The organism is Streptomyces sp. NPDC044044 (genome assembly GCF_056434405.1).
The window spans coordinates 884876-905636 of the sequence record NZ_JBWKFG010000003.1; the positions used below are offsets into that span (position 1 = coordinate 884876).

General features: G+C 70.0%; 18 protein-coding genes and 1 pseudogene. 11 read left to right on the forward strand and 8 right to left on the reverse strand.

All coding sequences use genetic code 11. The features are described 5' to 3' along the window. Positions 1-23: 23 nt before the first annotated feature. From AC07AG_RS14980 to AC07AG_RS15000, 5 genes are all read right to left on the reverse strand, one after another. Entirely contained in the window at positions 24-851 is an 828-nt protein-coding gene (locus tag AC07AG_RS14980) for a carbohydrate ABC transporter permease (RefSeq protein WP_478755579.1), read from the reverse strand. 36 nt (positions 852-887) lie between these two features. After that, positions 888-1844 (reverse strand): carbohydrate ABC transporter permease, encoded by a 957-nt coding sequence (locus AC07AG_RS14985; RefSeq protein ID WP_478755250.1) that lies wholly within the window; start codon positions 1842-1844, stop codon positions 888-890. A 53-nt stretch (positions 1845-1897) separates the two neighbouring features. Continuing rightward, positions 1898-3259: an extracellular solute-binding protein gene (locus AC07AG_RS14990; RefSeq protein ID WP_478755252.1), complete on the reverse strand. Its 1362-nt coding sequence runs from the start codon at positions 3257-3259 to the stop codon at positions 1898-1900. Positions 3260-3464: 205 nt separating this feature from the next. Continuing rightward, positions 3465-4151, reverse strand: coding sequence for a response regulator (locus AC07AG_RS14995; protein WP_478755254.1), 687 nt, complete (start codon positions 4149-4151; stop codon positions 3465-3467). Then, positions 4148-5836, reverse strand: coding sequence for a sensor histidine kinase (locus AC07AG_RS15000; RefSeq protein ID WP_478755256.1), 1689 nt, complete (start codon positions 5834-5836; stop codon positions 4148-4150). Before AC07AG_RS15000 ends, AC07AG_RS14995 begins: the two co-directional genes overlap by 4 nt. A gap of 196 nt (positions 5837-6032) precedes the next feature. Between AC07AG_RS15000 and AC07AG_RS15005 the strand changes: the two genes are divergently transcribed. Then, positions 6033-7460 carry a cation:dicarboxylate symporter family transporter gene (locus tag AC07AG_RS15005; RefSeq protein WP_478755258.1) on the forward strand — a complete coding sequence of 476 codons (1428 nt, stop codon included), beginning with the start codon at positions 6033-6035 and terminating at the stop codon, positions 7458-7460. On the opposite strand, the gene AC07AG_RS15010 is transcribed toward AC07AG_RS15005, so the two are convergent. Further along, positions 7457-8095, reverse strand: coding sequence for a TetR/AcrR family transcriptional regulator (locus tag AC07AG_RS15010; RefSeq protein ID WP_478755260.1), 639 nt, complete (start codon positions 8093-8095; stop codon positions 7457-7459). The genes AC07AG_RS15005 and AC07AG_RS15010 overlap by 4 nt on opposite strands. 127 nt (positions 8096-8222) lie before the next feature. Between AC07AG_RS15010 and AC07AG_RS15015 the strand changes: the two genes are divergently transcribed. The 4 genes from AC07AG_RS15015 to AC07AG_RS15030 all read left to right on the forward strand — a co-directional run bounded on the left by AC07AG_RS15015 (position 8223) and on the right by AC07AG_RS15030 (position 11981). Further along, a complete protein-coding gene (locus AC07AG_RS15015) occupies positions 8223-9926 on the forward strand; it encodes an MFS transporter (protein WP_478755262.1) in 1704 nt (567 codons plus the stop codon). A 244-nt stretch (positions 9927-10170) separates the two neighbouring features. Next, positions 10171-10398, forward strand: coding sequence for a hypothetical protein (locus tag AC07AG_RS15020; protein ID WP_478755264.1), 228 nt, complete (start codon positions 10171-10173; stop codon positions 10396-10398). Further along, the gene (locus AC07AG_RS15025) at positions 10395-10904 is read left to right on the forward strand and encodes an HIT family protein (protein WP_478755266.1); all 510 of its coding nucleotides are present in this window, start codon (positions 10395-10397) and stop codon (positions 10902-10904) included. Before AC07AG_RS15020 ends, AC07AG_RS15025 begins: the two co-directional genes overlap by 4 nt. Before the next feature lie 162 nt (positions 10905-11066). Beyond that, a complete protein-coding gene (locus tag AC07AG_RS15030) occupies positions 11067-11981 on the forward strand; it encodes an SGNH/GDSL hydrolase family protein (RefSeq protein WP_478755268.1) in 915 nt (304 codons plus the stop codon). Positions 11982-12018: 37 nt separating this feature from the next. Here AC07AG_RS15030 and AC07AG_RS15035 read toward each other — a convergent pair. Further along, positions 12019-12876 (reverse strand): annotated as a pseudogene (locus tag AC07AG_RS15035) (glycoside hydrolase family 16 protein); the annotation flags it as partial. Between the two features lie 281 nt (positions 12877-13157). On the opposite strand from AC07AG_RS15035, the gene AC07AG_RS15040 reads away from it, so the two are divergent. From AC07AG_RS15040 to AC07AG_RS15065, 6 genes are all read left to right on the forward strand, one after another. Further along, entirely contained in the window at positions 13158-13763 is a 606-nt protein-coding gene (locus tag AC07AG_RS15040; RefSeq protein ID WP_478755270.1) for a mycothiol-dependent nitroreductase Rv2466c family protein, read from the forward strand. A 133-nt stretch (positions 13764-13896) separates the two neighbouring features. Next, positions 13897-14784 (forward strand): NAD(P)-dependent oxidoreductase, encoded by an 888-nt coding sequence (locus tag AC07AG_RS15045; RefSeq protein ID WP_478755272.1) that lies wholly within the window; start codon positions 13897-13899, stop codon positions 14782-14784. 48 nt (positions 14785-14832) lie between these two features. Next, positions 14833-15195 carry a VOC family protein gene (locus tag AC07AG_RS15050; RefSeq protein ID WP_478755274.1) on the forward strand — a complete coding sequence of 121 codons (363 nt, stop codon included), beginning with the start codon at positions 14833-14835 and terminating at the stop codon, positions 15193-15195. A 99-nt stretch (positions 15196-15294) separates the two neighbouring features. Beyond that, entirely contained in the window at positions 15295-15687 is a 393-nt protein-coding gene (locus AC07AG_RS15055) for a MerR family transcriptional regulator (protein WP_478755276.1), read from the forward strand. Positions 15688-15711: 24 nt separating this feature from the next. Beyond that, positions 15712-16050 (forward strand): thioredoxin, encoded by a 339-nt coding sequence (gene trxA / locus AC07AG_RS15060; protein ID WP_478755581.1) that lies wholly within the window; start codon positions 15712-15714, stop codon positions 16048-16050. A gap of 151 nt (positions 16051-16201) precedes the next feature. After that, complete coding sequence (locus AC07AG_RS15065; protein ID WP_478755278.1) at positions 16202-18451, forward strand: HelD family protein; 2250 nt, start codon at positions 16202-16204, stop codon at positions 18449-18451. Here the strand turns inward: AC07AG_RS15065 and glgB are convergent. Next, positions 18426-20738 (reverse strand): 1,4-alpha-glucan branching enzyme, encoded by a 2313-nt coding sequence (glgB, locus tag AC07AG_RS15070; RefSeq protein ID WP_478755280.1) that lies wholly within the window; start codon positions 20736-20738, stop codon positions 18426-18428. The genes AC07AG_RS15065 and glgB overlap by 26 nt on opposite strands. Between the last annotated feature and the right edge of the window lie 23 nt (positions 20739-20761).

The window sequence follows — 20761 nt, forward strand, 5'->3', positions numbered from 1 at the left end:
CCGGACGCCCCGGACGCTCCCGGTCACCCCTTCACCGCACCCCCCAGCGCGAACCCGCCCCCCAGACGGCGCGAGATGAGGACGTACAAGAGGATCACCGGCGTCGAGTAGATGATCGAGAAGGCCGCCAACTGGCCATAGACGACCGTCCCCTTGTTGCCGAAGAAGTCGTTGATGCTGACCGACGCCGGCATCTGCTCCGGGGTCAGGAGCAGCATGAACGGGACGAAGAAGTTGCCCCACATCATGACGAACGAGAAGACCGTCACCACCGCCACCCCCGGGCCCATCAGCGGCAGCACGATACGGATCAGTGACTGGAAGGGCGACGCGCCGTCCGTCCACGCCGCCTCCTCCAGCTCCTTCGGGACTCCGTCCATGAAGTTCTTCATCAGCCAGATGGCGAAGGGGAGTTGGGACGCGGCGAAGAAGAAGATCGTGCCCTGCATCGTGTCGATCAGGTCGACCTGGACGAACAGCGCGTACACCGGGACCATGATCGCCGTGATCGGCAGGCTCGTCGCGAAGAGGATCGTCAGCATGAAGGGGCGGTTCAGGCGGGACTTGAAGCGGGACAGGGGGTACGCGGTGAGCGCCGCGCAGACCACCGTCAGGAGCGTGCCCCCGCCGCACAGCAGCAGGCTGTTGAGGAGAGGCGTGAAGGTGATCTCGGGGGTCAGGACCGCGTCGTAGTTGTCCAGGGTGATGCCGTCGGGGACCTTCACCTTGAGGTCGGCCTTGGTGTCGAGCGAGGACAGGATCACCCAGACCAGCGGCAGGACGAACGCGGCAGCGACCACGAGCAGCCCCGCGTCCGCCGCGAGACGGCGGCTGGTGCGGCGCGAACTCATGCTCCTGGCAGGCGACTTGATGGTGTTGGCGGACACTCAGACCTCCGTGCGGAGCAGGCGCATATAGACGAGGGAGAAGAGCGAGCCGACGACCAGGAGCAGAAGCGCCACCGCCGTGCCGTAGCCGATCATGCTCTTCTGGAAGGCCTGTTCGTACATGAACAGAGGGAGGGTCTGGCTGCGGTTTCCCGGGCCGCCTCGTGTCATCACCCAGATCAGGCCGAAGACGGAGAGGGTCTGGAGGGTGTTCAGCATCAGGTTCGTGCCGATGGACCTGCGGATCATCGGCAGCGTGATGTGCCACATGCGGCGCCAGCCGCCCGCGCCGTCCACCTCGGCCGCCTCGGTGATCTCCTTGGGGATCTCGTTCAGGGCCGCCGAGTAGACCAGCATCGAGAAGGCCGTCCCCCGCCAGACGTTGGCGAACGACACCGCCAGGATCGGCAGCGTGTACATCCAGTTCTGGGACGGGAGATGGAGGAAGTCGAGGACCGCGTTGAGCGTGCCCTCGCGGCGGAAGAACGCGTACAGGAGGAAGGCCGCCACCACCTCCGGAAGCACCCACGCCGTGATCACGATCGCGCCGGTGAGCGTGCGGATCGGCTTGGACGCCCGCTGCATCAGGGAGGCGAGGGCGAGGCCGATGGTGTTCTGCCCGATGAGCGAGGACACGACCGTGAAGACCAGGGTCAGCCATACCGCGTTGAGGAACGCCTCGTCGCCGAAGGCCTTACGGAAGTTGTCGAACCCGACGAAGCTCGACTCCGCCTGGCCGGTGAGCTGCAGGTCGGTGAAGGCGATGTACGCGCAGTAGCCGATCGGTCCTGCCAGGAAGAGCAGCAGCAGGATCACGGCGGGGGAGACGGGCAGTGCGCGGGACAGGGCCCGTCCCGTCGCCCTGCGGCGGGACGGTGGCCCAGCGGGGCGCGGGGCGCCGGGCCCCGGTGAGGTCTTCACGATGTCGCCGGGCCCGGCGGGGGGTGCGGTGGTCACCTCGGGGCACTCACTTCCCTTGCGTACGGACGACAACTACCGCGCGCCGGCGGTCACTTCTCGACGACCTCGCCGTCCGTCGCCGCCTTGACCTCGTCGTCGTACCCGCTCGCCGCGTCGGCCACGGAGGCGTCGCCCGTCGTGACCTTCTCCATGGCCTCCTGCACCGCGGTGGAGACCTTCGGGTACGCCGGGTACGCGGGGCGGTAGTGCGTCGAGGGCACCAGGTCGGTGAAGAACTTCAGGCCGGGCTGCGCCTTGAGGTAGGCGGGGTCGGCGGCGACGTCCTTGCGGACCGCGATGCCCGAGTTGGCCACGTACCACTTCTGGGCGTTGGCCTTGGTCTGCATCTGCTCGATGAACCTGAACGCCAGGTCCGGGTTGGACGCCTTGGTCGGGATCGCCCAGGTCCAGCCGCCGGACATGCTCACTTTGCCGGGAGCCTCGCCGTTCTGGGTGGGCATGTGGGCGAGGCCCAGCTTCTTCGACCACTCGGGCCACTCGTGACCCGCGCCCTTGCCCCAGTCCTGCGGCAGCCAGGAGCCGTCGAGGTTGATGCCGAGCTTGTCCTCGGGCAGGAGCTCGCCGCGGACCCGGGTGGCGAAGTTCGGGTCGAGGGCGTCGGTGACGTCAGGGCCGAGCTTCTCCTTGTAGACCGTCTCGACGAACTTCAGGGAGTCCTTGAAACCCTGGCTCCCGGTGACCCACTTCTTCGACTTCGGGTCGTACATCGGGTCCTGGCCCGTGCCGTACAGGAGCATCTCCATGCCCTGCATGGTGGCGGCCTCGCCCGCGGGCTTGCCCGTGTAGACGTTCAGGGGCGTGACGCCCGGGACCTTCTTCTTGATGGTCCGCGCGGTCTCGAGGATGTCGTCCCACGACTTGGGCTGCCAGTCCGCCGGCAGACCGGCCTTCTTGAAGATGCCCTTGCTGAACCAGAGACCGCGGGTGTCGGTGCCGTCGGGCACGCCGTACGTCTTGCCGTCCGCCGCCTTCGCCGCCGACTTGGACGTGCCGATGAACTGGTTCCAGTCCTCCCACTTGTCCAGATACGGATCGAGCGGCTTCAAGTACCCGCTGGTGATGTCCGAGTTGATGAGGAAGGTGTCCTCGTAGACCAGGTCGGGCGCCGTCTTCGGGGAGCGCATCATCTGCTGGAGCTTGGTGTAGTACTCGGAGTCCGGTGCCTTGATCGGCACCAGTTTCACCTTCTTGCCGGGGTTCGCCTTCTCGAACTGCTTCTTGATGTCCGCCAGATAGGTGTCCATGACCTTGACCTGGTTGTCCGTGGACTGTTTGAAGGAGACCTTCACGGTGTCCGGATCGTCGCCGGAGTCCCCGCCGCACGCGGTGAGGGTGCCGGCGGCGACCAGGGCGGTGGCGAGGAGCAGAGGGGTGGTGGGACGCACGGGCACGACCTCCTACTGGCCGACGCGGCTGGGTTACCACGCAGGGCTGCCCGGTGAACGTAAGGGCGGGCTCGGAGCAAGGTCAATGCTCGTGCATCGCCGCTCGTCATCAACGTGACAACGTTGTTATGGGAGGCCGCATCGGGCGTTAATCGGCGTACGCGGGTGGGGACTTGGGGCGTCAGGTGGCGGCAGGGGGCGCCAGGTCGTGTCAGGTGGCCGACGTCAGCCAGCGGTAGGCGTACTCGGGGCGGCCGACGTGGCCGTACTGCGGGGTGCGGGCGGCGCGGCCCGTGGTGACCAGGTGTTCCAGGTAGCGGCGCGCGGTGATGCGGGAGATCCCCACGGTCTCGGCGGCGACCGCGGCGGTGACGCCCTCGGGGGGTGCGTCGCGCAGGGTGCGGGTCACTCTCTCCAGGGTGGGGCCGCTGAGCCCTTTGGGCAGGGCGGCGGGGCTGGGCGCGCGCAGGGTGGCCAGGGCGCGGTCCACCTCGTCCTGGCCGGTGGCCTCGCCCGCTGCGGTGCGGAACTCGGCATAGCGGGTGAGGCGGTCGCGCAAGGTGGCGAAGGTGAAGGGCTTCAGTACGTACTGGACCACGCCGAGGGAGACGCCCTCGCGTACGACCGCGAGATCGCGGGCCGAGGTGACGGCGATGACGTCCGCGCGGTGGCCCGCGGCGCGCAGGGTGCGGGCCAGCTGGAGGCCGTGGCCGTCGGGGAGATGGAGGTCGAGGAGGAGCAGGTCCACCTCCGTGCGGTCCAGGGCGCGTTTCGCCTCGGCGGCGCTGTGTGCCTTGCCCACGGCGTGGAAGCCGGGGATGCGGTTCACGTACAGGACGTGGGCGTCCGCGGCGACGGGGTCGTCCTCGACGACCAGGACCCGGATCGGCTCTGTCACTTGGTGCCTCCGTCTGCTGCGTCCGGCGCACTGGACGCCTCGTGTTCGGCACCCGGCACCGGGGCCTTCGCCCGGCGGCCCGTGGCGACGGCGGCCGTGCGCAGGTGGACCTCGAACTCCGCGCCGCCCCCCGGCGCCTCCCGCACCCCGAGTGTCCCCTCGTGCTTCGTCACCGTCTGGTGGACCAGGGCCAGGCCGAGGCCACGGCCCGCCGTGGCCTTGGTCGACCAGCCGCGCTCGAAGACCGCCTCCGTGTGGGCCGGGTCGACCCCGGGGCCGGTGTCCGACACCCGCAGCGTAAGGCCCGCCTCGTCGGCCCGCGCCGTCACCGTCACGCGGGCCGCGGGTGAGCCCTGGGCCGCGTCCACCGCGTTGTCGATCAGGTTGCCGAGGACCGTCACGAGGTCGCGCGCGGGCAGATCCGCGGGCAGCATGCCGTCGTCGATGCTGCTGTCGGGGGAGACGACGAGCTCCACGCCGTGTTCGTTGGCCTGGGCCGCCTTGCCCAGGAGCAGGGCCGCGAGGACCGGTTCGCTCACCGCGGCGACCACCTGGTCCGTCAGCGTCTGTGCCAGTTCCAGCTCGGCCGTGGCGAAGTCGACCGCCTCGTCGGCGCGGCCGAGCTCGATGAGGGACACCACCGTGTGGAGCCGGTTCGCCGCCTCGTGGGCCTGCGAGCGCAGCGCCCGCGTGAAGCCGCGCTCCGAGTCAAGCTCGCCGGTCAGGGCCTGCAGCTCGGTGTGGTCGCGCAGGGTGACCACCGTGCCGCGGCGCTCACCGCTCGACACGGGGGACGTGTTGACGACGACCACGCGGTCCGCCGTCAGGTGCAGCTCGTCCACCCGCGGCTCGGCGGCGAGCAGCGCGCCCGTCAGCGGCACGGGCAGGCCCAGCTCGGCGACGTTCCGGCCGACCAGGTCGCCCGATACGCCGAGCAGCTCGCGCCCTCCGTCGTTGATGAGGGCGATCCTGCGCTGTCCGTCCAGCATCAGGAGTCCCTCACGCACCGCGTGCAGCGCCGCCTCGTGGTAGTCGTGCATGCGGCTCAGCTCGGCGGCGTTCATGCCGTGGGTGTGGCGGCGCAGGCGGGCGTTGATGACGTACGTACCGAGTCCGCCGAGGGCGAGCGCGCCGGCCGCGACCCCGAGCAGGGCGAGGAGCTGGCCGCGCGCCTTCTGGCTGATCTCCTCGATGGTGATGCCCGCGCTGACCAGGCCGGTGATGCGGCCTGTGCCGTCGTCGGCCCGGATCGGGGTGACCACGCGCACGGAGGGGCCGAGCGTTCCCGTGTACGTCTCGGTGAAGGTCTCGCCCCGCAGCGCGTCCGCCCGGTGGCCCAGGAAGCGTTCGCCGATCTGGTCCTTGTCGGGGTGCGTCCAGCGGATGCCGTCCGGGTTCATGATCGTCACGAAGTCGACCCCGGTGTGCAGCCGTACGTCGGTCGCGTACGGCTGGAGGGTCTTCGTCGGATTCTCGCCACGCGCGGCCTCACGCACCGAGGGAGAGTCCGCCACGGCCCGCGCCGCGGCCGTCGCCTGGCGGCGCGCGCCCTCCTCGGCCTGCTGCCGGTCGCTCAGGAACGTGAAGAGCGCGCATCCGGCCACCACGACGGTGACCAGCACGATCTGCATCGCGAAGAGCTGCCCGGCGAGGCTGCGCGGGCGGGGCGGACGGGCGAGGGACATGGTGCCAGTCTGCCTGGCCGTATAAGTGCGAACTAAATGAACGCAAGGGTGACCGCCCTCACAGGGCGAGAGATAGTCACCGGGATTCGCCTGCCCAGGACGTGAGCCGCACGAGACGCACGCACGGGCCGAACCAGGACGTGAGCCGCACGCACTGGCCGAAAAACGCCGACGTAGTCGTTCAAGGAGGGCCCTCGTGGCCGACACCGCCGACAGCCAGGTGGCAAAAGCACCCGCAGCCAAACGGGACCGCACCCACTATCTGTACATAGCCGTCATCATCGCCGTCGTCCTCGGTGTCGGTGTCGGCCTGCTCTTCCCCGACTTCGCCAAGGAGCTCAAGCCGGTCGGAACCGGCTTCGTGAACCTGATCAAGATGATGATCTCGCCCATCATCTTCTGCACGATCGTTCTGGGCGTCGGCTCGGTCCGCAAGGCCGCCAAGGTCGGCAAGGTCGGCGGTCTCGCGCTCGCCTACTTCGTCGCGATGTCGGTCGTCGCGCTCGCCATCGGCCTGCTCGTCGGCAACATCCTGCACCCGGGCTCGGGCATGGACATCTCCGATTCCGAGAAGGGCGCGGGCCACGACGCGGCCGAAGAGGCGGACAAGGGTCTCGTCGACTTCGCGCTCGGCATCATCCCCAAGACGCTCATCTCCGCCTTCACCGAGGGCGAGGTGCTGCAGACGCTGCTCGTCGCGCTGCTCGTGGGCTTCGCGCTGCAGGCCATGGGCCGCTCCGGTGAGCCGATCCTGCGTGGCATCGGGCACATCCAGCGGCTGGTATTCCGGGTCCTCGGCATGATCATGTGGGCCGCCCCGGTCGGCGCGTTCGGCGCGATGGCGGCGGTGGTCGGCGAGACCGGCACGGACGCCCTGAAGGCCCTCGCCACGATCATGATCGGGTTCTACGTCACCTGTGCGCTGTTCATCCTGATCGTGCTCGGCACGCTGCTGCGCCTGGTGACCGGCGTCAACCTCTTCAAGCTCCTGAAATACCTGGGCCGCGAGTTCCTGCTCATCCTCTCCACCTCCTCGTCCGAGTCCGCGCTGCCGCGGCTCATCGCGAAGATGGAGCACCTGGGCGTCAGCCGCCCGGTCGTCGGCATCACCGTCCCGACGGGCTACTCCTTCAACCTCGACGGCACGATGATCTACCTGACCATGTCGTCGCTCTTCATCGCCGAGGCGATGGACCAGCCGCTCGGCATCGGTGAGCAGATCTCCCTGCTCCTGTTCATGATGATCGCGTCCAAGGGCGCGGCCGGTGTCTCGGGCTCCGGCATCGCGGTCCTGGCCAGTGGCCTGCAGTCGCACAAGCCGGGCCTGGTGGACGGCGTCGGCCTGATCATCGGCGTCGACCGCTTCATGAGCGAGGCCCGCGCCCTGACCAACTTCGCGGGCAACGCGGTGGCGACGCTCCTGATCGGTACGTGGACCAAGGAGGTCGACCGGGAGCGGGTCGAGCTCGTGCTCGCCGGGAAGCTGCCGTTCGACGAGCGGACGCTGCTCGACGACAGCGCTCCCGATGAGGGCGACGCGGGCCAGGAGACGGTGGACGCCATCCCGCCGCAGCCGGAGGGCGCCGAGAAGGTCGGCGCCGAGAAGAAGTCCCTGACGGCTTAGCCGTCGGCGGTCGCGGCCCTTCGGCCGGCGACCCTGGTCACCAGCTCGGTGGCCTCGGAGGCGGGCAGGCCCGCCGCGGTCAGAAACGTGATCGCGGTGGACCTGCCCGCCTCTTCCGCTGGTACGACACCGTCGTTGACGGCCTCCATCACGGCGAACAGGATCCCTTCGAGCACATAGCCGAGCGCCCGCGTCGGCAGCGGCGACACGAACGTGCCCTCCTCCAGGCCACGGCGGAACATCTCCATGCCGGACTCGTGGACACGGCCGAGCCGTTCGCGGATGCCGCTCATCGTGACGCTGCGCTGGGCGAGGGAGAGCAGCAGGCGGTAGCGGTCGGCGACGTCCCACACGGCGAGCATCGAGCTCGCCACCGCCTCCGCGGGGTCCTCGACGCCCTCGCGGCCCGCCGCGTGCGCGCTCTCCACCGCCTCGACGGCCCGCTCCACGATCGCCTCGATCAGCGCGTCACGGCTGGGGAAGTGCCCGTACACCGTCCGGCGCACCACGCCCGCGGCGCGCGCGATCTGGTCCATGGACGCGTCGGGGTCGCGCAGCAGCTCGGCGACGGCGACGTCGAGGATGCGGCGGCGGTTGGCGTCGGCTCTGACGCTGCTCGCGGGGCGGGGATTCATGGCCCCATTCTGCCCACTCGCGCGCGCCCCCGGCTCACCCACTTGCACACGACTGTGCAACATCGGGTATCTTGCACATCAGTGTGTAGTTACACAAGCTTGTGCAATACGGGATGGGTGAATCCAGATGCCTCTGCTGATCAACGAACCGGTCGAACGGATGGACCGGCCGTACGCCCGCCGCTGGTGGGCCCTGGGTGTGCTCTGTCTGAGCCTCCTCATCGCCGTGATGGCGAACACCGCGCTGACCGTGGCCGCGCCCGACATGACCATGGACCTCGGCCTGTCCAGCTCCGACCTGCAGTGGGTCATCGACGCCTACACCGTCCCGTACGCCGCGCTGATGCTGCTGCTCGGCGCGATCGGCGACAAGTACAGCCGCAGGGGCGCGCTGGTGCTCGGCCTGGTGATCATGTCCGCCGGTGCCGGGGCGGGCGCGCTGGTGGACAGCTCGACGGCGGTCATCGTGGTCCGCGCCGTGATGGGCGTGGGCGCGGCGCTGATCATGCCCGCGACGCTCTCACTGCTCGCGGCGACCTTCCCGCGCGCGGAGCGGGCCAAGGCGATCACCATCTGGGCGGCCACGTCCGGCATCGCGATCGCGGCGGGACCGCTGATCGCGGGCGCGCTCCTGCGTGACAACGGCTGGCACTCGACGTTCCTGATCAACATCCCGGTGGCGGTGCTCGCGATCATCGGCGCGTTCGTCCTGGTGCCGCCCTCCAAGGCGGCGCAGCACGGCCGGATCGACTACGTGGGCGGCCTGCTCTCGGTCGTCTGGGTGGGCTCCCTGATCTTCATGATCATCGATGGCCCGCACTTCGGATGGGGCGTGCGCGCCATCTCCGCCGCCGTGGTGGCGGGCATCGGCCTGATCGCCTTCGTCGTCTGGGAGCTGAAGCACCCGCGCCCGGTCCTTGACGTACGCAAGTTCACGCAGCGTGGCTTCGCGGGCTCGAACCTGGCTGTGGCGCTCTTCTTCCTCGCGGTGTTCGGCGCCTTCTACTACCTGACGCAGCACCTCCAGTTCGTCCTCGAATACGACCCGTTGGAGACCGGCGTCCGCATGCTGCCGCTGGCCGGTGCGGTGTTCGTGGGCTCGGCGGTCACCGGGATCCTCGCGCCGCGCATCGGCGGCAAGATCATGGTGGTGGCCGGCATGGTCGGCGGCACCGTGGCGTTGGCCCTCCTGACACAGATCGAGGCGGGCTCCACGTACGGGGACTTCGTGGCACCGCTGATCATCCTCGGTCTGTCCCTGGGCTTCGCGGTCTCGCCGTGCACGGACGTCATCATGGGCGCCTTCCCCGAGTCGGAACTCGGCGTGGGCGGCGCGGTGAACGACACCTCGCTGGAGCTGGGCGGTTCGCTGGGGATCGCGGTCCTCGGCTCGGTCCTCGCGAGTTCGTACGGGTCGAAGCTGGCCGACGAGACCGCGGGCAGCAAGCTTCCCGCCTCCGCGCTCGACACGGCCCAGGACTCGGTGGGCGCGGGCAACGGCGTGGCGCAGGGCATCGCCGAGCAGGCACGCGAACTCACGGAGAAGGCCGCGGGGGCTTCATCGCCCCAGGAGGCGGCGCAGCTCAAGGCGCAGGCGCAGGAACTGGCCGGGGGTGCGCACCAGATGGCGGATGCGGTGGGCTCGGCGTTTTCTGGCGCGGTGGCCCATACCAGTCTTGTCGGTGCGGTGATTCTGGGCGTGGGGACTGTTGTGGTTGCTGTGATGCTGCCGGGGCGTCGGAAGGGGGCGGCCGTGGCGGGGGCCGAGGCTTTGGAGTCCTCGGATGCTCCGGAGGCCGTGGAGGCCGCGGAGGCCGCGGGGCGGCGGTAGCTGAGGGGGGCTCGTCCTCTTCGGGTGCGGCGCCGTTTCTGGCTGTGCCGCCGCTTCGCGGCGGATTTCTCCCGCCCACCCACCCGTTTACCCCGCAGGGCAATCGGGTGGGTGGGCGGGAAACTCTGCCGCGAAGCGGCGATGTGCCAGGGATAGCCTCTAGGCCAGGCAACAACAAACAACAGGACCACGGGCCAACGGGCCAACGGGGTAACGGGGTAACGGGGAAAGGGGGGCGGAGCTCATGGCGCCCAAGCCGATGCGAGCCGCGATCGGGGAGATGTGGATCAACTGCCAGGTCTGCAAGGGGGATCTGTTCCGTGACCGGGAGGTCAAGCTCAACAGCTCCGGCATGGAGCTCATGAACCTGGCGTGGGCGAACGAGTCCGCGACCGGACTCATCTGCTGGCGGTGCGGTTACGTCCACCTCTTCGTGAACCGCGAACTCCGCCTGTACCGGGCGGACAAGTGACGTCGGCGGGTACCGACGGCTGCTTCGCCTGCGGACTCATCGACGGCACCCGCCCGCTGCCCGGCGGCACCCTGCTGCGCACCGAGCACTGGACCGTCGAGCACTGCGTCGGCCCCCTCGGCATCGGCACCCTCGTCGTCAAGCCGCTGCGGCACATCACCGGCGTACACGAGATGAGTGCGGGCGAGGCTGTGGAGCTCGGGCCCCTGCTGAACCGGGTGTCCTCCGCCCTGCGCACGGCAGTTGGCGACGAGTGCGAGCAGGTCTACGTCTGCCTCTGGTCGCACGCCGGGCGCGTGCCCGGTCATCTTCACTTCGTCGTGCAGCCCGCCCGTACGTCCGACATCGACCGCCACGGCGGCGCGTACGGACCCGCCCTCCAGATGGCGATGTTCGCCGAGGGCGCGGAGTTGGAGCCGCGCGCCGTGGAGGAATTCTGCGCACTGATGCGCCGTGTGCTCGATGAGGGTTCCGCCATCCAGGTGGGCGTGTGCGCAAACTGTTGACTGTTATTCAAACCTGCCAGTAACTTCAGCGTTGTACCACCGAGACCCGCCAAAAGCCGCTGAAGCCTGCCCAAATCCCTTTCACAGCACGGCTGTTGGCGCCTGCGGCTTGCTTGCTCCTCTCCGGGACTGACCCCCCATCGGATTCAAAGGAGACTCCAGATGGCGATCCGCACCCGCACTCGCACCCGCACGCACACCCGCACCCACTCCCGCGCCCTGCGCCTGGCGGCCGCCCTCGCCGCCGCAGGCACCGCGACGCTCGGTCTGAGCGCACCCGCCCACGCGACCGGCGGTGACCCGCTCGACTACGTCGCCCTCGGCGACAGCTTCAGCGCCGGGTCCGGTGTCCTCCCCCTCGACCTGACCGCGCCGCTCCTCTGCGCGCGCTCGACGGCCAACTACCCGCACGTCGTGGCCCAGCGCACCGGCGCCAAGCTCACCGACGTGACCTGCGGCGGAGCCCAGACCAAGGACTTCGCCGGGTCGCAGTACCCCGGCGTCGCCCCGCAGCTCGACGCCGTCGACGCCGACACCGATGTCGTGACGCTGACCATCGGCGGCAACGACAACAACACCTTCATCGGCGCGATCGTCGCCTGCGGCTCCGCCGGGGTGCTCTCCGGCGGCAAGGGCAGCCCCTGCAAGGACGCCAACGGGGACAAGTTCACCAAGGAGATCGACGCCAGTACGTACCCGGCGCTGAAGAACGCCCTGCGAGCCGTCAAGGCCAAGGCCCCCAACGCCCGCGTCGGCATCCTCGGCTACCCGTGGATCGTCCCGGCCAAGGCCGACCCCAGCTGCTTCGCCAAGATGCCGATCGCCACCGGGGACGTCCCCTACCTGCGCGACCTGCAGGCCCACTTGAACAAGGCCGTGCAGCGCGCCGCCTCCGAGACGGGTGCCACGTTCGTCGACATGGCCGCCGCCTCGGAGGGGCACGACGCCTGCAAGCCGATGGGCACCCGCTGGATCGAGCCCGTGCTGTTCGGCACCAACTTCGTCCCGGTGCACCCGAACGCCCTCGGCGAGAAGGGGATGGCCGATCAGGCCATCGGCGTGCTCAAGTTCAACTGACCATCACAGGTCCCGTGGTGGCCGTGCGTCACGGCCGCTTGGTCCACACCGCCACGTAGTCCACCGCCATCGCCTTCCCCGGCTCGGTCTGCGCGACCGGAGTCGCCCTGCCCGCGACGCCGTCGGGGAAGGCGCCGCCCATCGCGACGTTCAGCAGGATGAAGTACCCCGCGTGGTCGGTCATGTCGGACCACGTGGCGGCGGAGAAGCGGTCCTGGGAGAGGGTGTGGAACTGCTCTCCGTCCACATACCAGCGCAGTTGGTTCGGGCTCGTCGAGCGGTCCCATTCGAAGCGGTACGTGTGGAACGCCGACTGGCAACTGGACCCAGGGCACGCTCGGTTGGCGCCCAGGCCCTGCGTCTCGTTGCAGTCGCCTCCCGGGTTCACGCCGCAGTGCAGCACGCCCCAGACCGAGTTGATGCCGTTGACGTTCTCCATCACGTCGAACTCGCCTATCGCGGGCCAGTTCTGGTAGTTGCCGCGGTAGGGCGCGCCGAGTGCCCAGAAGGCGGGCCAGTAGCCGAGCGCGCTCTCCCCGGTGATGTCCGGCATCTGGATGCGGCCCTCGATGGCGAGCGTGCCGCCGTCCGGGGCCTTGAAGTCGGAGCGCTTCGTCTCGATGCGGGCCGATGTCCAGTTTCCCGCGCCGTCCTTGCGCGGGGTGATCCGCAGGCTGCCGTTTCCGTCGAGGGCGAGGTTGTCGGGGGAGTCCGTGTACGACTGGATCTCGCCCGTTCCCCAATTGGCGGGCCCGCCCGGGTAGTTGTGGCCGAGGTCGATCTGCCAGTTGTCGGCGGAGGGGCGGGAGCCCGCGGCGCCGTTGAAGTCGTCGCTCCACTCCAGCGACCAGCCGGGCGCCGGTGGGACGTCGCCGCGAGCCGTGCCGGGCGTCATCAGGGCGCCGAGCAGACCGACGGCGGCCAGACCGGCCAGGACGGGGCCGGTGCGGGGGAATCTGGCGAAGCGGCCGATGCGAGTGCTGCGGGCAGGGTGAGTGCTGTGAGCAGCGTGAGTGGCGCGAGGAGTGTGAGTGGCGCTCATGGAACACCTCCGTGGGGGGAGTGTGCGTACCGGTGAGAGCGCTCTCAGAAGCGCTCTCCGGTTTTTGTAGTTGCAGACATGCCGGGCGTCAATGGCTCCGGAACGTCAACTTCCCGAACGCGTACGGTGGTTGGGTGACCGAGCCGCAGTACGCCGACTTCTGGTTCGACCCCGTGTGCCCGTACACCTGGCTCACCTCGCGCTGGATCCGCGAGGTCGAGCGGGTGCGGGACGTCTCCGTGCGGTGGCGGGTGATGAGCCTCTCGGTGCTGAACGAAGACCTCGACGTCGACCCCGAGGACCCGGAGGGCCAGTGGGGCGACTACATGCGCGGTCCCGGCCGCGTCTGCGCCGCCGTGGCCGGGAAGCACGGGAGCGATGCGCTGGGGAGGTACTTCGACGCACTCGGGGTGCGGCTGCACGAGCGGGGCGAGTGGGACGGTGCCGAGCGCGCCCTCGCCGACGCCGGACTGCCCGTGGAGCTCGCGGCGGTGGCCTGGACGGAGGAGTACGACGATGCCGTGCGGGCCGCGCACGAGCAGGGCGTCGCGCTGGTCGGCCCCGAGGTCGGGACGCCCGTGCTCTCCGTCCCGGGAGTCGGGGCCGTCTTCGGCCCGGTCGTGTCGCCCGCGCCGAAGGGAGAGGCGGCGGGGCGGCTGTGGGACGGGGTGGTACTGATGGCGGGGGTCCAGGACTTCTGCGAGCTGAAGCGGCCGTACGGCGAGCTCGACTTCGGCTGATCCCCGAGCCGATGTCGACGGGACGGGCGGGACTCACCCCCCTCAACTCCCCCCGCACGCTTACCTTTTCGTAAGTACCTGACTAATTAGTCGGTACTTGTGAGGCGGCGGGCGCTGGCCAAGCATGGTCATCATGACCACTCAGCAGCAGAACAAGACCTCTGTGACCGTCCTCGGCCTGGGCGCCATGGGCCAGGCCCTCGCCGGCTCCTTCCTCAAGGCCGGTCACCCCACCACCGTCTGGAACCGCACGCCCGGCAAGGGCGACGCCCTCGTGGCCGGAGGGGCCACGCGCACCACCACCGCGGCCGAGGCCGTCCGGGCGTCGGAGGTGGTGGTCGTCTGCCTCTACGACTACGACGCCTCGCAGTCCGTCCTCGACCCGATCGTCCCGGACCTGTCGGGCCGCACCCTGGTCAACCTCACGTCGGACACCCCGGAGCGTTCGCGCGAGGCCGCAGCCTGGGCCGCCGAGCACGGCATCGACTACCTGGACGGCGCCATCCTGGTGCCGGTGACCGTGATCGGCACCGCTGACGCGCTGCTCTTCCACAGCGGCCCGAGGGCTGTGTACGAGCGGCACGAGAGCACGCTCAAGGTGCTCGGCGGCAACACCGTGCACCTCGGCGATGACCACGGCCTCGCGGCCCTCTACGACAACGCCCTGCTCGACTTCTTCTGGACCACCATGTCCGGCCTCGTGCACGCCTTCGCGCTGGCCGGGGCGGACGGAGTGAAGGGCGCGGAGCTGGCCCCGTACCTGGGCGCCCTGCTGTCCATCCTCCCTCCGATCATCGAGGAGATGGGGGACGAGGTCGACTCCGGCCAGTACCCGGGCGAGGAGGCCCCGCTCGTCACGGAGGCGGTCAATGTCGATCACATCATCCACGCCTCCGCGCACCGGGGCCTGGACGTGGGCGCCCTGAGCGGCATCAAGGCCGTCCTGGACCGGGCCATCGCCAAGGGACACGGGGCGGACGGCTGGACGGCCACCATCGAGGCCGTACGCGGGGCGCGCTGAACCGGCGTACGGTGAAAGTGACCCCCGTCACAGAGCAGGAGCCGTGCGATGACTGGTGAACCGAGCTTCTTCGAGATCGGCGTCGAGGACCCGGAGCGGGGGCGCGCCTTCTACGGGGAGCTGCTCGGCTGGTCCTTCGAGCCGGGGCCGTCCGGGCAGGGGTATGTGATCTCGACCCCGGGTGTGCCCGGCGGCATGCACGGCGGCGACGCGGGGGCCGCGCCCTACCTCTTCTTCCAGGTGGACGACCTGGACACCGCGCTGGCCGCCGTCATCAAGCTGGGCGGCACGGTCGAGGCGCCCATCGGCGGCGAGAGCGAGGAGTCGGACGCCGCCTTCGGCCGGTTCCGGCTCTGCAAGGACGACCAGGGCTCCACCTTCGGCCTGCACCAGCCGCCGCCCGCCCGCTGAAGGCTGCCGATCGCCCGCTGATGCCGCAGGCCGCCCGCCGAGAAGAGGCGGGGCCGCACGCTGGCCTTGACGCCTGCGTCAAGGATTACCGTCGTACGCATGCGCATCGGCGAACTTGCGGAGCGGGCCGGCACCACCACGCGGACGCTTCGGTACTACGAGTCACGGGGGCTGCTGCCCGCCCGTCGCAGTGGCAACGGCTACCGCACCTACGACGAGGACGACGTACGGCTCCTCGAGCAGATCAGGACCCTGCAGGACTTCGGGTTCGATCTGGAGGAGACGAGGCCCTTCGTGGAGTGTCTGCGGTCGGGGCACCCGGCGGGCGACTCCTGCCCCGCGTCACTTGAGGTCTACCGCCGCAAGCTCGGTGAACTCGACGCCCTGATCAGTGAGTTGAGCGCGGTGCGCGAACAGGTCGGTGCGCAGCTCGTGCGTGCCGAGGCGGCGGTTCCGGGGGGTCCGGACCCGCAGTGCGAGCTGGCGGGCTGACGGAGAGGGAGTACAAGCATGGCGATGGTCAAGGCCGACGGTGTGGCCGAGGTGACGGACGCGGACTTCGAGGGGGAGGTGCTCAAGGCGGATCTGCCGGTGCTCGTGGAGTTCGGGGCCGAGTGGTGCGGCCCCTGCCGCCAGCTCGCGCCGGTGCTCGGCGAGATCTCGCGCGAGGAGGCGGAGCGGCTGAAGATCGTGCAGCTGGACGTGGACCACAATCCGCGGACGGCGATCGCGTACGGGATCCTCTCGGTGCCGTCCCTGCTGGTGTTCCGGGGCGGTGAGCCGGTGAAGTCCATGGTGGGCGCGCGCCCCAAGCGCAAGCTGCTCGCGGAGCTGGCCGAGGCCGAGGTGCTCTGACCTACGCGGGTGAAAAAGAAATACCCCGGACGAATTGACGTCCGGGGTATTTCTTCGCGTATATTGGATCCTTTCGCGACCCCTGGCCCATTTGGGCAGAACGGAATCGCGAGAATCTGTATAAGAGCACTGTAACTGGCGAGGGGCTGAATTGTCAACCGAGGAATTGCGGGAAGAGCAGCAATTCGTCTCCGGGCTGTACGCGCGCCTCGACGCGCTGCGCGAGGAGGCGGAAGCCGCCGTGCGGGCGTCGTTGACGCAGGTCGGCAACGGTCTGCAGGCCAGGCTTGAGCGTGACGTCCTGGTGGCGGAACGGTCCGGACTGCTGGCCGCCTTCAACGCGGGAGAGAACGGCCTCTGCTTCGGGAGGCTCGAATTCCGCGACGGCCGTGATCACCACATCGGGCGCATCGGAATCCGCGCGTCCGACATCGAACGCACCCCACTCGTGATCGATTGGCGTGCCGATGTCGCACGCCCCTTCTATCTCGCGACCGGTCATACGCCGATGGGGCTCAGGCGGCGCAGGCACATCACCACCGAGGGCCGCGACGTCACGGCCCTGCACGACGAGATCCTCGATCTCAGCGACACCACCCGCACCGGGTACGAGGGCGCGGACGCCGACGAGGTGCTGCTCGCCGCGCTCGACTCGGCCCGCACCGGCCGCATGCACGACATCGTGCAGACCATCCAGGCCGAGCAGGACCGCATCATCCGGGCCCCGCACCACGGCGTCCTCGTCGTCGAGGGCGGCCCCGGCACCGGCAAGACGGTCGTGGCGCTGCACCGTGCCGCGTTCCTCCTCTACGCCCACCGCCAGCTGCTCGCCAAGCGCGCGGTCCTGATCGTCGGCCCGAACCCCGCCTTCCTCGGCTACATCAGCGAGGTCCTGCCCGCGCTCGGCGAGACGGGCGTCCTGCTCTCGACGGTCGGCGAGCTGTTCCCCGGTGTGAGCGCCACCGGCACCGACACCCCCGAAGCCGCCGAGGTGAAGGGGCGCGCGGAGATGGCGGACGTGCTCGCCGCAGCCCTGCGCGACCGGCAGCGGACCCCCGAGCCCGGCGCCCCGGTGATCATCGAGCACGACGACGGCGACCTCGTCCTGGACTGGACGATCGCCCAGGAGGCGCGCGAGGCGGCCCGCGAGGCGGACGTCCCGCACAACCTCGGCCGGCCGCACTTCGCCTTCCGCGTCATCGACATGCTCACCGAGCAGCTCGCCGAGCGCCTGGGCGCCGACCCGTACGGCGGCCCGAACTTCCTCGGCCCCGACGACATCGCCCAGCTCGGCAAGGCGATCGCCGCGAGCCCCGAAGTGCACGCGGCCATCGAGGAGTTGTGGCCGCAGCTGACTCCGGAGGGCTTCCTCGCGGACTTCCTTCAGGAGCCGACGCCGCACCTGTCGGACGAGGAGGCCCGGATCGTCCGGCGCCCGCGCGGCGCCGCATGGACGGCCGCCGACGTCCCGCTGCTCGACGAGGCCGCCGAGCTGCTCGGCAGCGACGACAGCGCGGCACGGGCGATGGCGGAGGCCGAGCGGGCCAAGCAGATCGCTTACGCGCAGGGCGTGCTGGACGTCTCGTACGCATCCCGTACGTACGAGTTCGAGGACAAGGACGACGAGGAGTCCGAGGTCCTGCTCGCGCACGACATCATCGACGCGGAGCGCATGGCCGAGCGCCAGGAGGAGGCCGACCACCGCAGCGCCGCCGAGCGCGCGGCGGAGGACCGGACGTGGGCGTTCGGGCACATCATCGTCGACGAGGCGCAGGAACTCTCCGCCATGGCCTGGCGGTTGCTGATGCGGCGCTGCCCGACCCGCTCGATGACGCTGGTCGGCGACCCCGCGCAGACGGCGGAGGCCGGCGGCTGCGGCTCCTGGGAGACGATCCTTTCCCCGTACGTCGAGGACCGCTGGGAGTACACACGGCTCGGCGTCAACTACCGCACGCCGGTGGAGATCATGGACGTGGCCGCCGAGGTGCCCCGCGTCGAGTACCCCGATTTCCAGCCGCCCAGCTCCGTGCGGTCCACGGGCGTGGTGCCGTGGGCGCGCCGCACCGACGACCTGGCGACGGCCGTGGCCGACGCGGTGGCCGCCGAGACACGGGACGACGGCCGCCTCGCGGTCATCGCCCCAAGCGAGCTGCACGACGAGCTCGCCGGAAAGCTCCCCGGGGTGACGGCCGGGGATGCCCCGGACCTGACGCGGCCGGTCGTCCTGATCGACCCGCGTCAGGCCAAGGGCCTGGAGTTCGACACGGTCCTGGTGGTGGAGCCGGGCCGCTATGGAACGAGCGACCTGTACGTGGCCCTGACCCGGGCCACGCAGCGGCTGGGCATCCTGCACGCGCAGGAGCTTCCGGTGGCGCTCAAACAGGTCGCAGCCACACCGTAGCCAGCGGTGGCAGGGTGAGGCGCAGGGACGCGGGGCGGCCGTGCGACGCCACCGGCTCGGTCTTGACCGGGTCGGGGTTGGTGACGTCGCCGCCGCCGTAGCGCGCCGCGTCCGTGTTCAGGACCTCGTGCCATGCGGTGAACTCGCCGGGGACGCCCAGGCGGTACTCGTGCCGCACCACCGGCGAGAAGTGCGAGATGGCCAGGAGCGGCGCGCCGTCCGTGCCGTCGGCGGCCTCGGTGGCATACCGCAGGAACGCGAAGACGTTGTCCTCGGCCGCATCGCCCTCGACCCAGGCGAAGCCGCCGGGGTCGGTGTCGCGCTGCCAGAGGCACGGCTCGCGGCGGTAGACGGTGTTCAGGTCGCGTACGAGGTCGCGTACGCCCCTGTGGTCGGCCTCGGCCCCGTAGGCGGGGTCGAGCAGCCACCAGTCGGGGCCGTGCCCCTCCGCCCACTCGGCTCCCTGCGCGAACTCCTGTCCCATGAAGAGGAGTTGCTTGCCGGGGTGGGCCCACATGAAGCCGAGATAGGCGCGGTGGTTGGCGCGCTGCTGCCACCAGTCGCCCGGCATCTTCGACACCAGGGACCGCTTGCCGTGCACGACCTCGTCGTGCGAGATCGGCAGGACGTAGTTCTCGCTGTACGCGTACACCATCGAGAACGTCATCTCGTTGTGGTGGAACTTGCGGTGCACGGGCTCCTTCGACACGTAGTCGAGCGAGTCGTGCATCCACCCCATGTTCCACTTCAGGCCGAAGCCGAGCCCGCCGAAGCCGCCCGGTCCCTCGTGGTGCGTCGCGCGGGTCACGCCGTCCCAGGCCGTGGACTCCTCGGCGATCGTGACGACGCCGGGGGCACGGCGGTAGACGGTGGCGTTCATCTCCTGGAGGAAGGCGACGGCGTCGAGGTTCTCGCGGCCCCCGTGCACGTTCGGGGACCACTCGCCCTCCTCGCGCGAGTAGTCGAGGTACAGCATCGAGGCGACGGCGTCGACGCGCAGGCCGTCGATGTGGAACTCCTCGCACCAGTAAGTCGCGTTTGCGACAAGGAAGTTGCGAACCTCCTTGCGGCCGTAGTCGAACTCCAGGGTGCCCCAGTCGGGGTGCGCGGCCCGGTTCGGGTCCTCGTGCTCGTACAGCGTCCGCCCGTCGAACTCCGCGAGCGCCCAGTCGTCGCGCGGGAAGTGCGCGGGCACCCAGTCCATCAGGACGCCGATGCCCGCTCTGTGCAGGGCGTCGACCAGGTACTTGAAGTCGTCGGGCGGGCCGAGGCGGGCCGTCGGCGCGTAGAAGCCGGTGACCTGATAGCCCCAGGAGCCGCCGAAGGGGTGCTCGGCCACGGGCATCAGCTCGACGTGCGTGAACCCCAGGTCGGCCACGTACGCGGGCAGCTGCTCGGCCAGCTGGCGGTAGGTCAGGCCCGGTCGCCAGGACGCCAGATGCACCTCGTACACGGAGAACGGTGCCTCGTGGACCGGCACCTCCGCACGGCGCGTGAGCCATTCCGCGTCATGCCACTCGTGGTGCGACTCGTGCACGATGGAGGAGTTCGCGGGCGGGGTCTCCGTGCGGCGGGCCAGCGGGTCGGCGCGCAGCGTCGTCGAGCCGTCGGGCCGCGTGATCTCGTACTTGTAGAGCTCGCCCTCGCCGACCGAGGGCACGAAGAGCTCCCAGACACCGCTGCCGCCGAGCGAGCGCATCGGGAATCCGGTGCCGTCCCAGAAGTTGAAGTTCCCCACCACGCGCACGCCCTGGGCGTTGGGCGCCCACACCGTGAAGCGCGTGCCGGTCGCCCCCTCGTGCACCATCGGGCGTGACCCGAGCGCGTGCCACAGCTGCTCGTGCCGGCCCTCGCCGATCAGATGGAGATCGAACTCGCCGAGCGCGGGCAGGAAGCGGTACGCGTCGTGGATCTCCAGCTCGGTGTCCTCGTACGTGATCCGGAGCCGGTAGTCGTCGGGAATCTCCCGCAGCGGAAGCACCCCGGAGAAGAACCCTTCCCCGTCGTCCTGCAGCTCCGCCCGCAGATCCTTGGCGACGACGGCGACGGAGCGCGCGTACGGCCGCAGCGCGCGGAAGGCTATGCCCTCGCGCACGACGTGGGCGCCGAGCACCCCGTGCGGGTCATGGTGCGTGCCGCCCAGGAGGCGGGCACGGTCGGCCCGGGGGACGGGCGACGTGGGGCGGCTGCTCTTCGGCCTCTGCTTCGGTCGGTCGGGCTCCGGTTTCCGCTTGCCCTTCTTGCTGGCCTCGTCGGACGGTTTGCGCGGCTGCGGGCGGGGGGTCACGGGGGAGCCTCCTCGGCGATGGC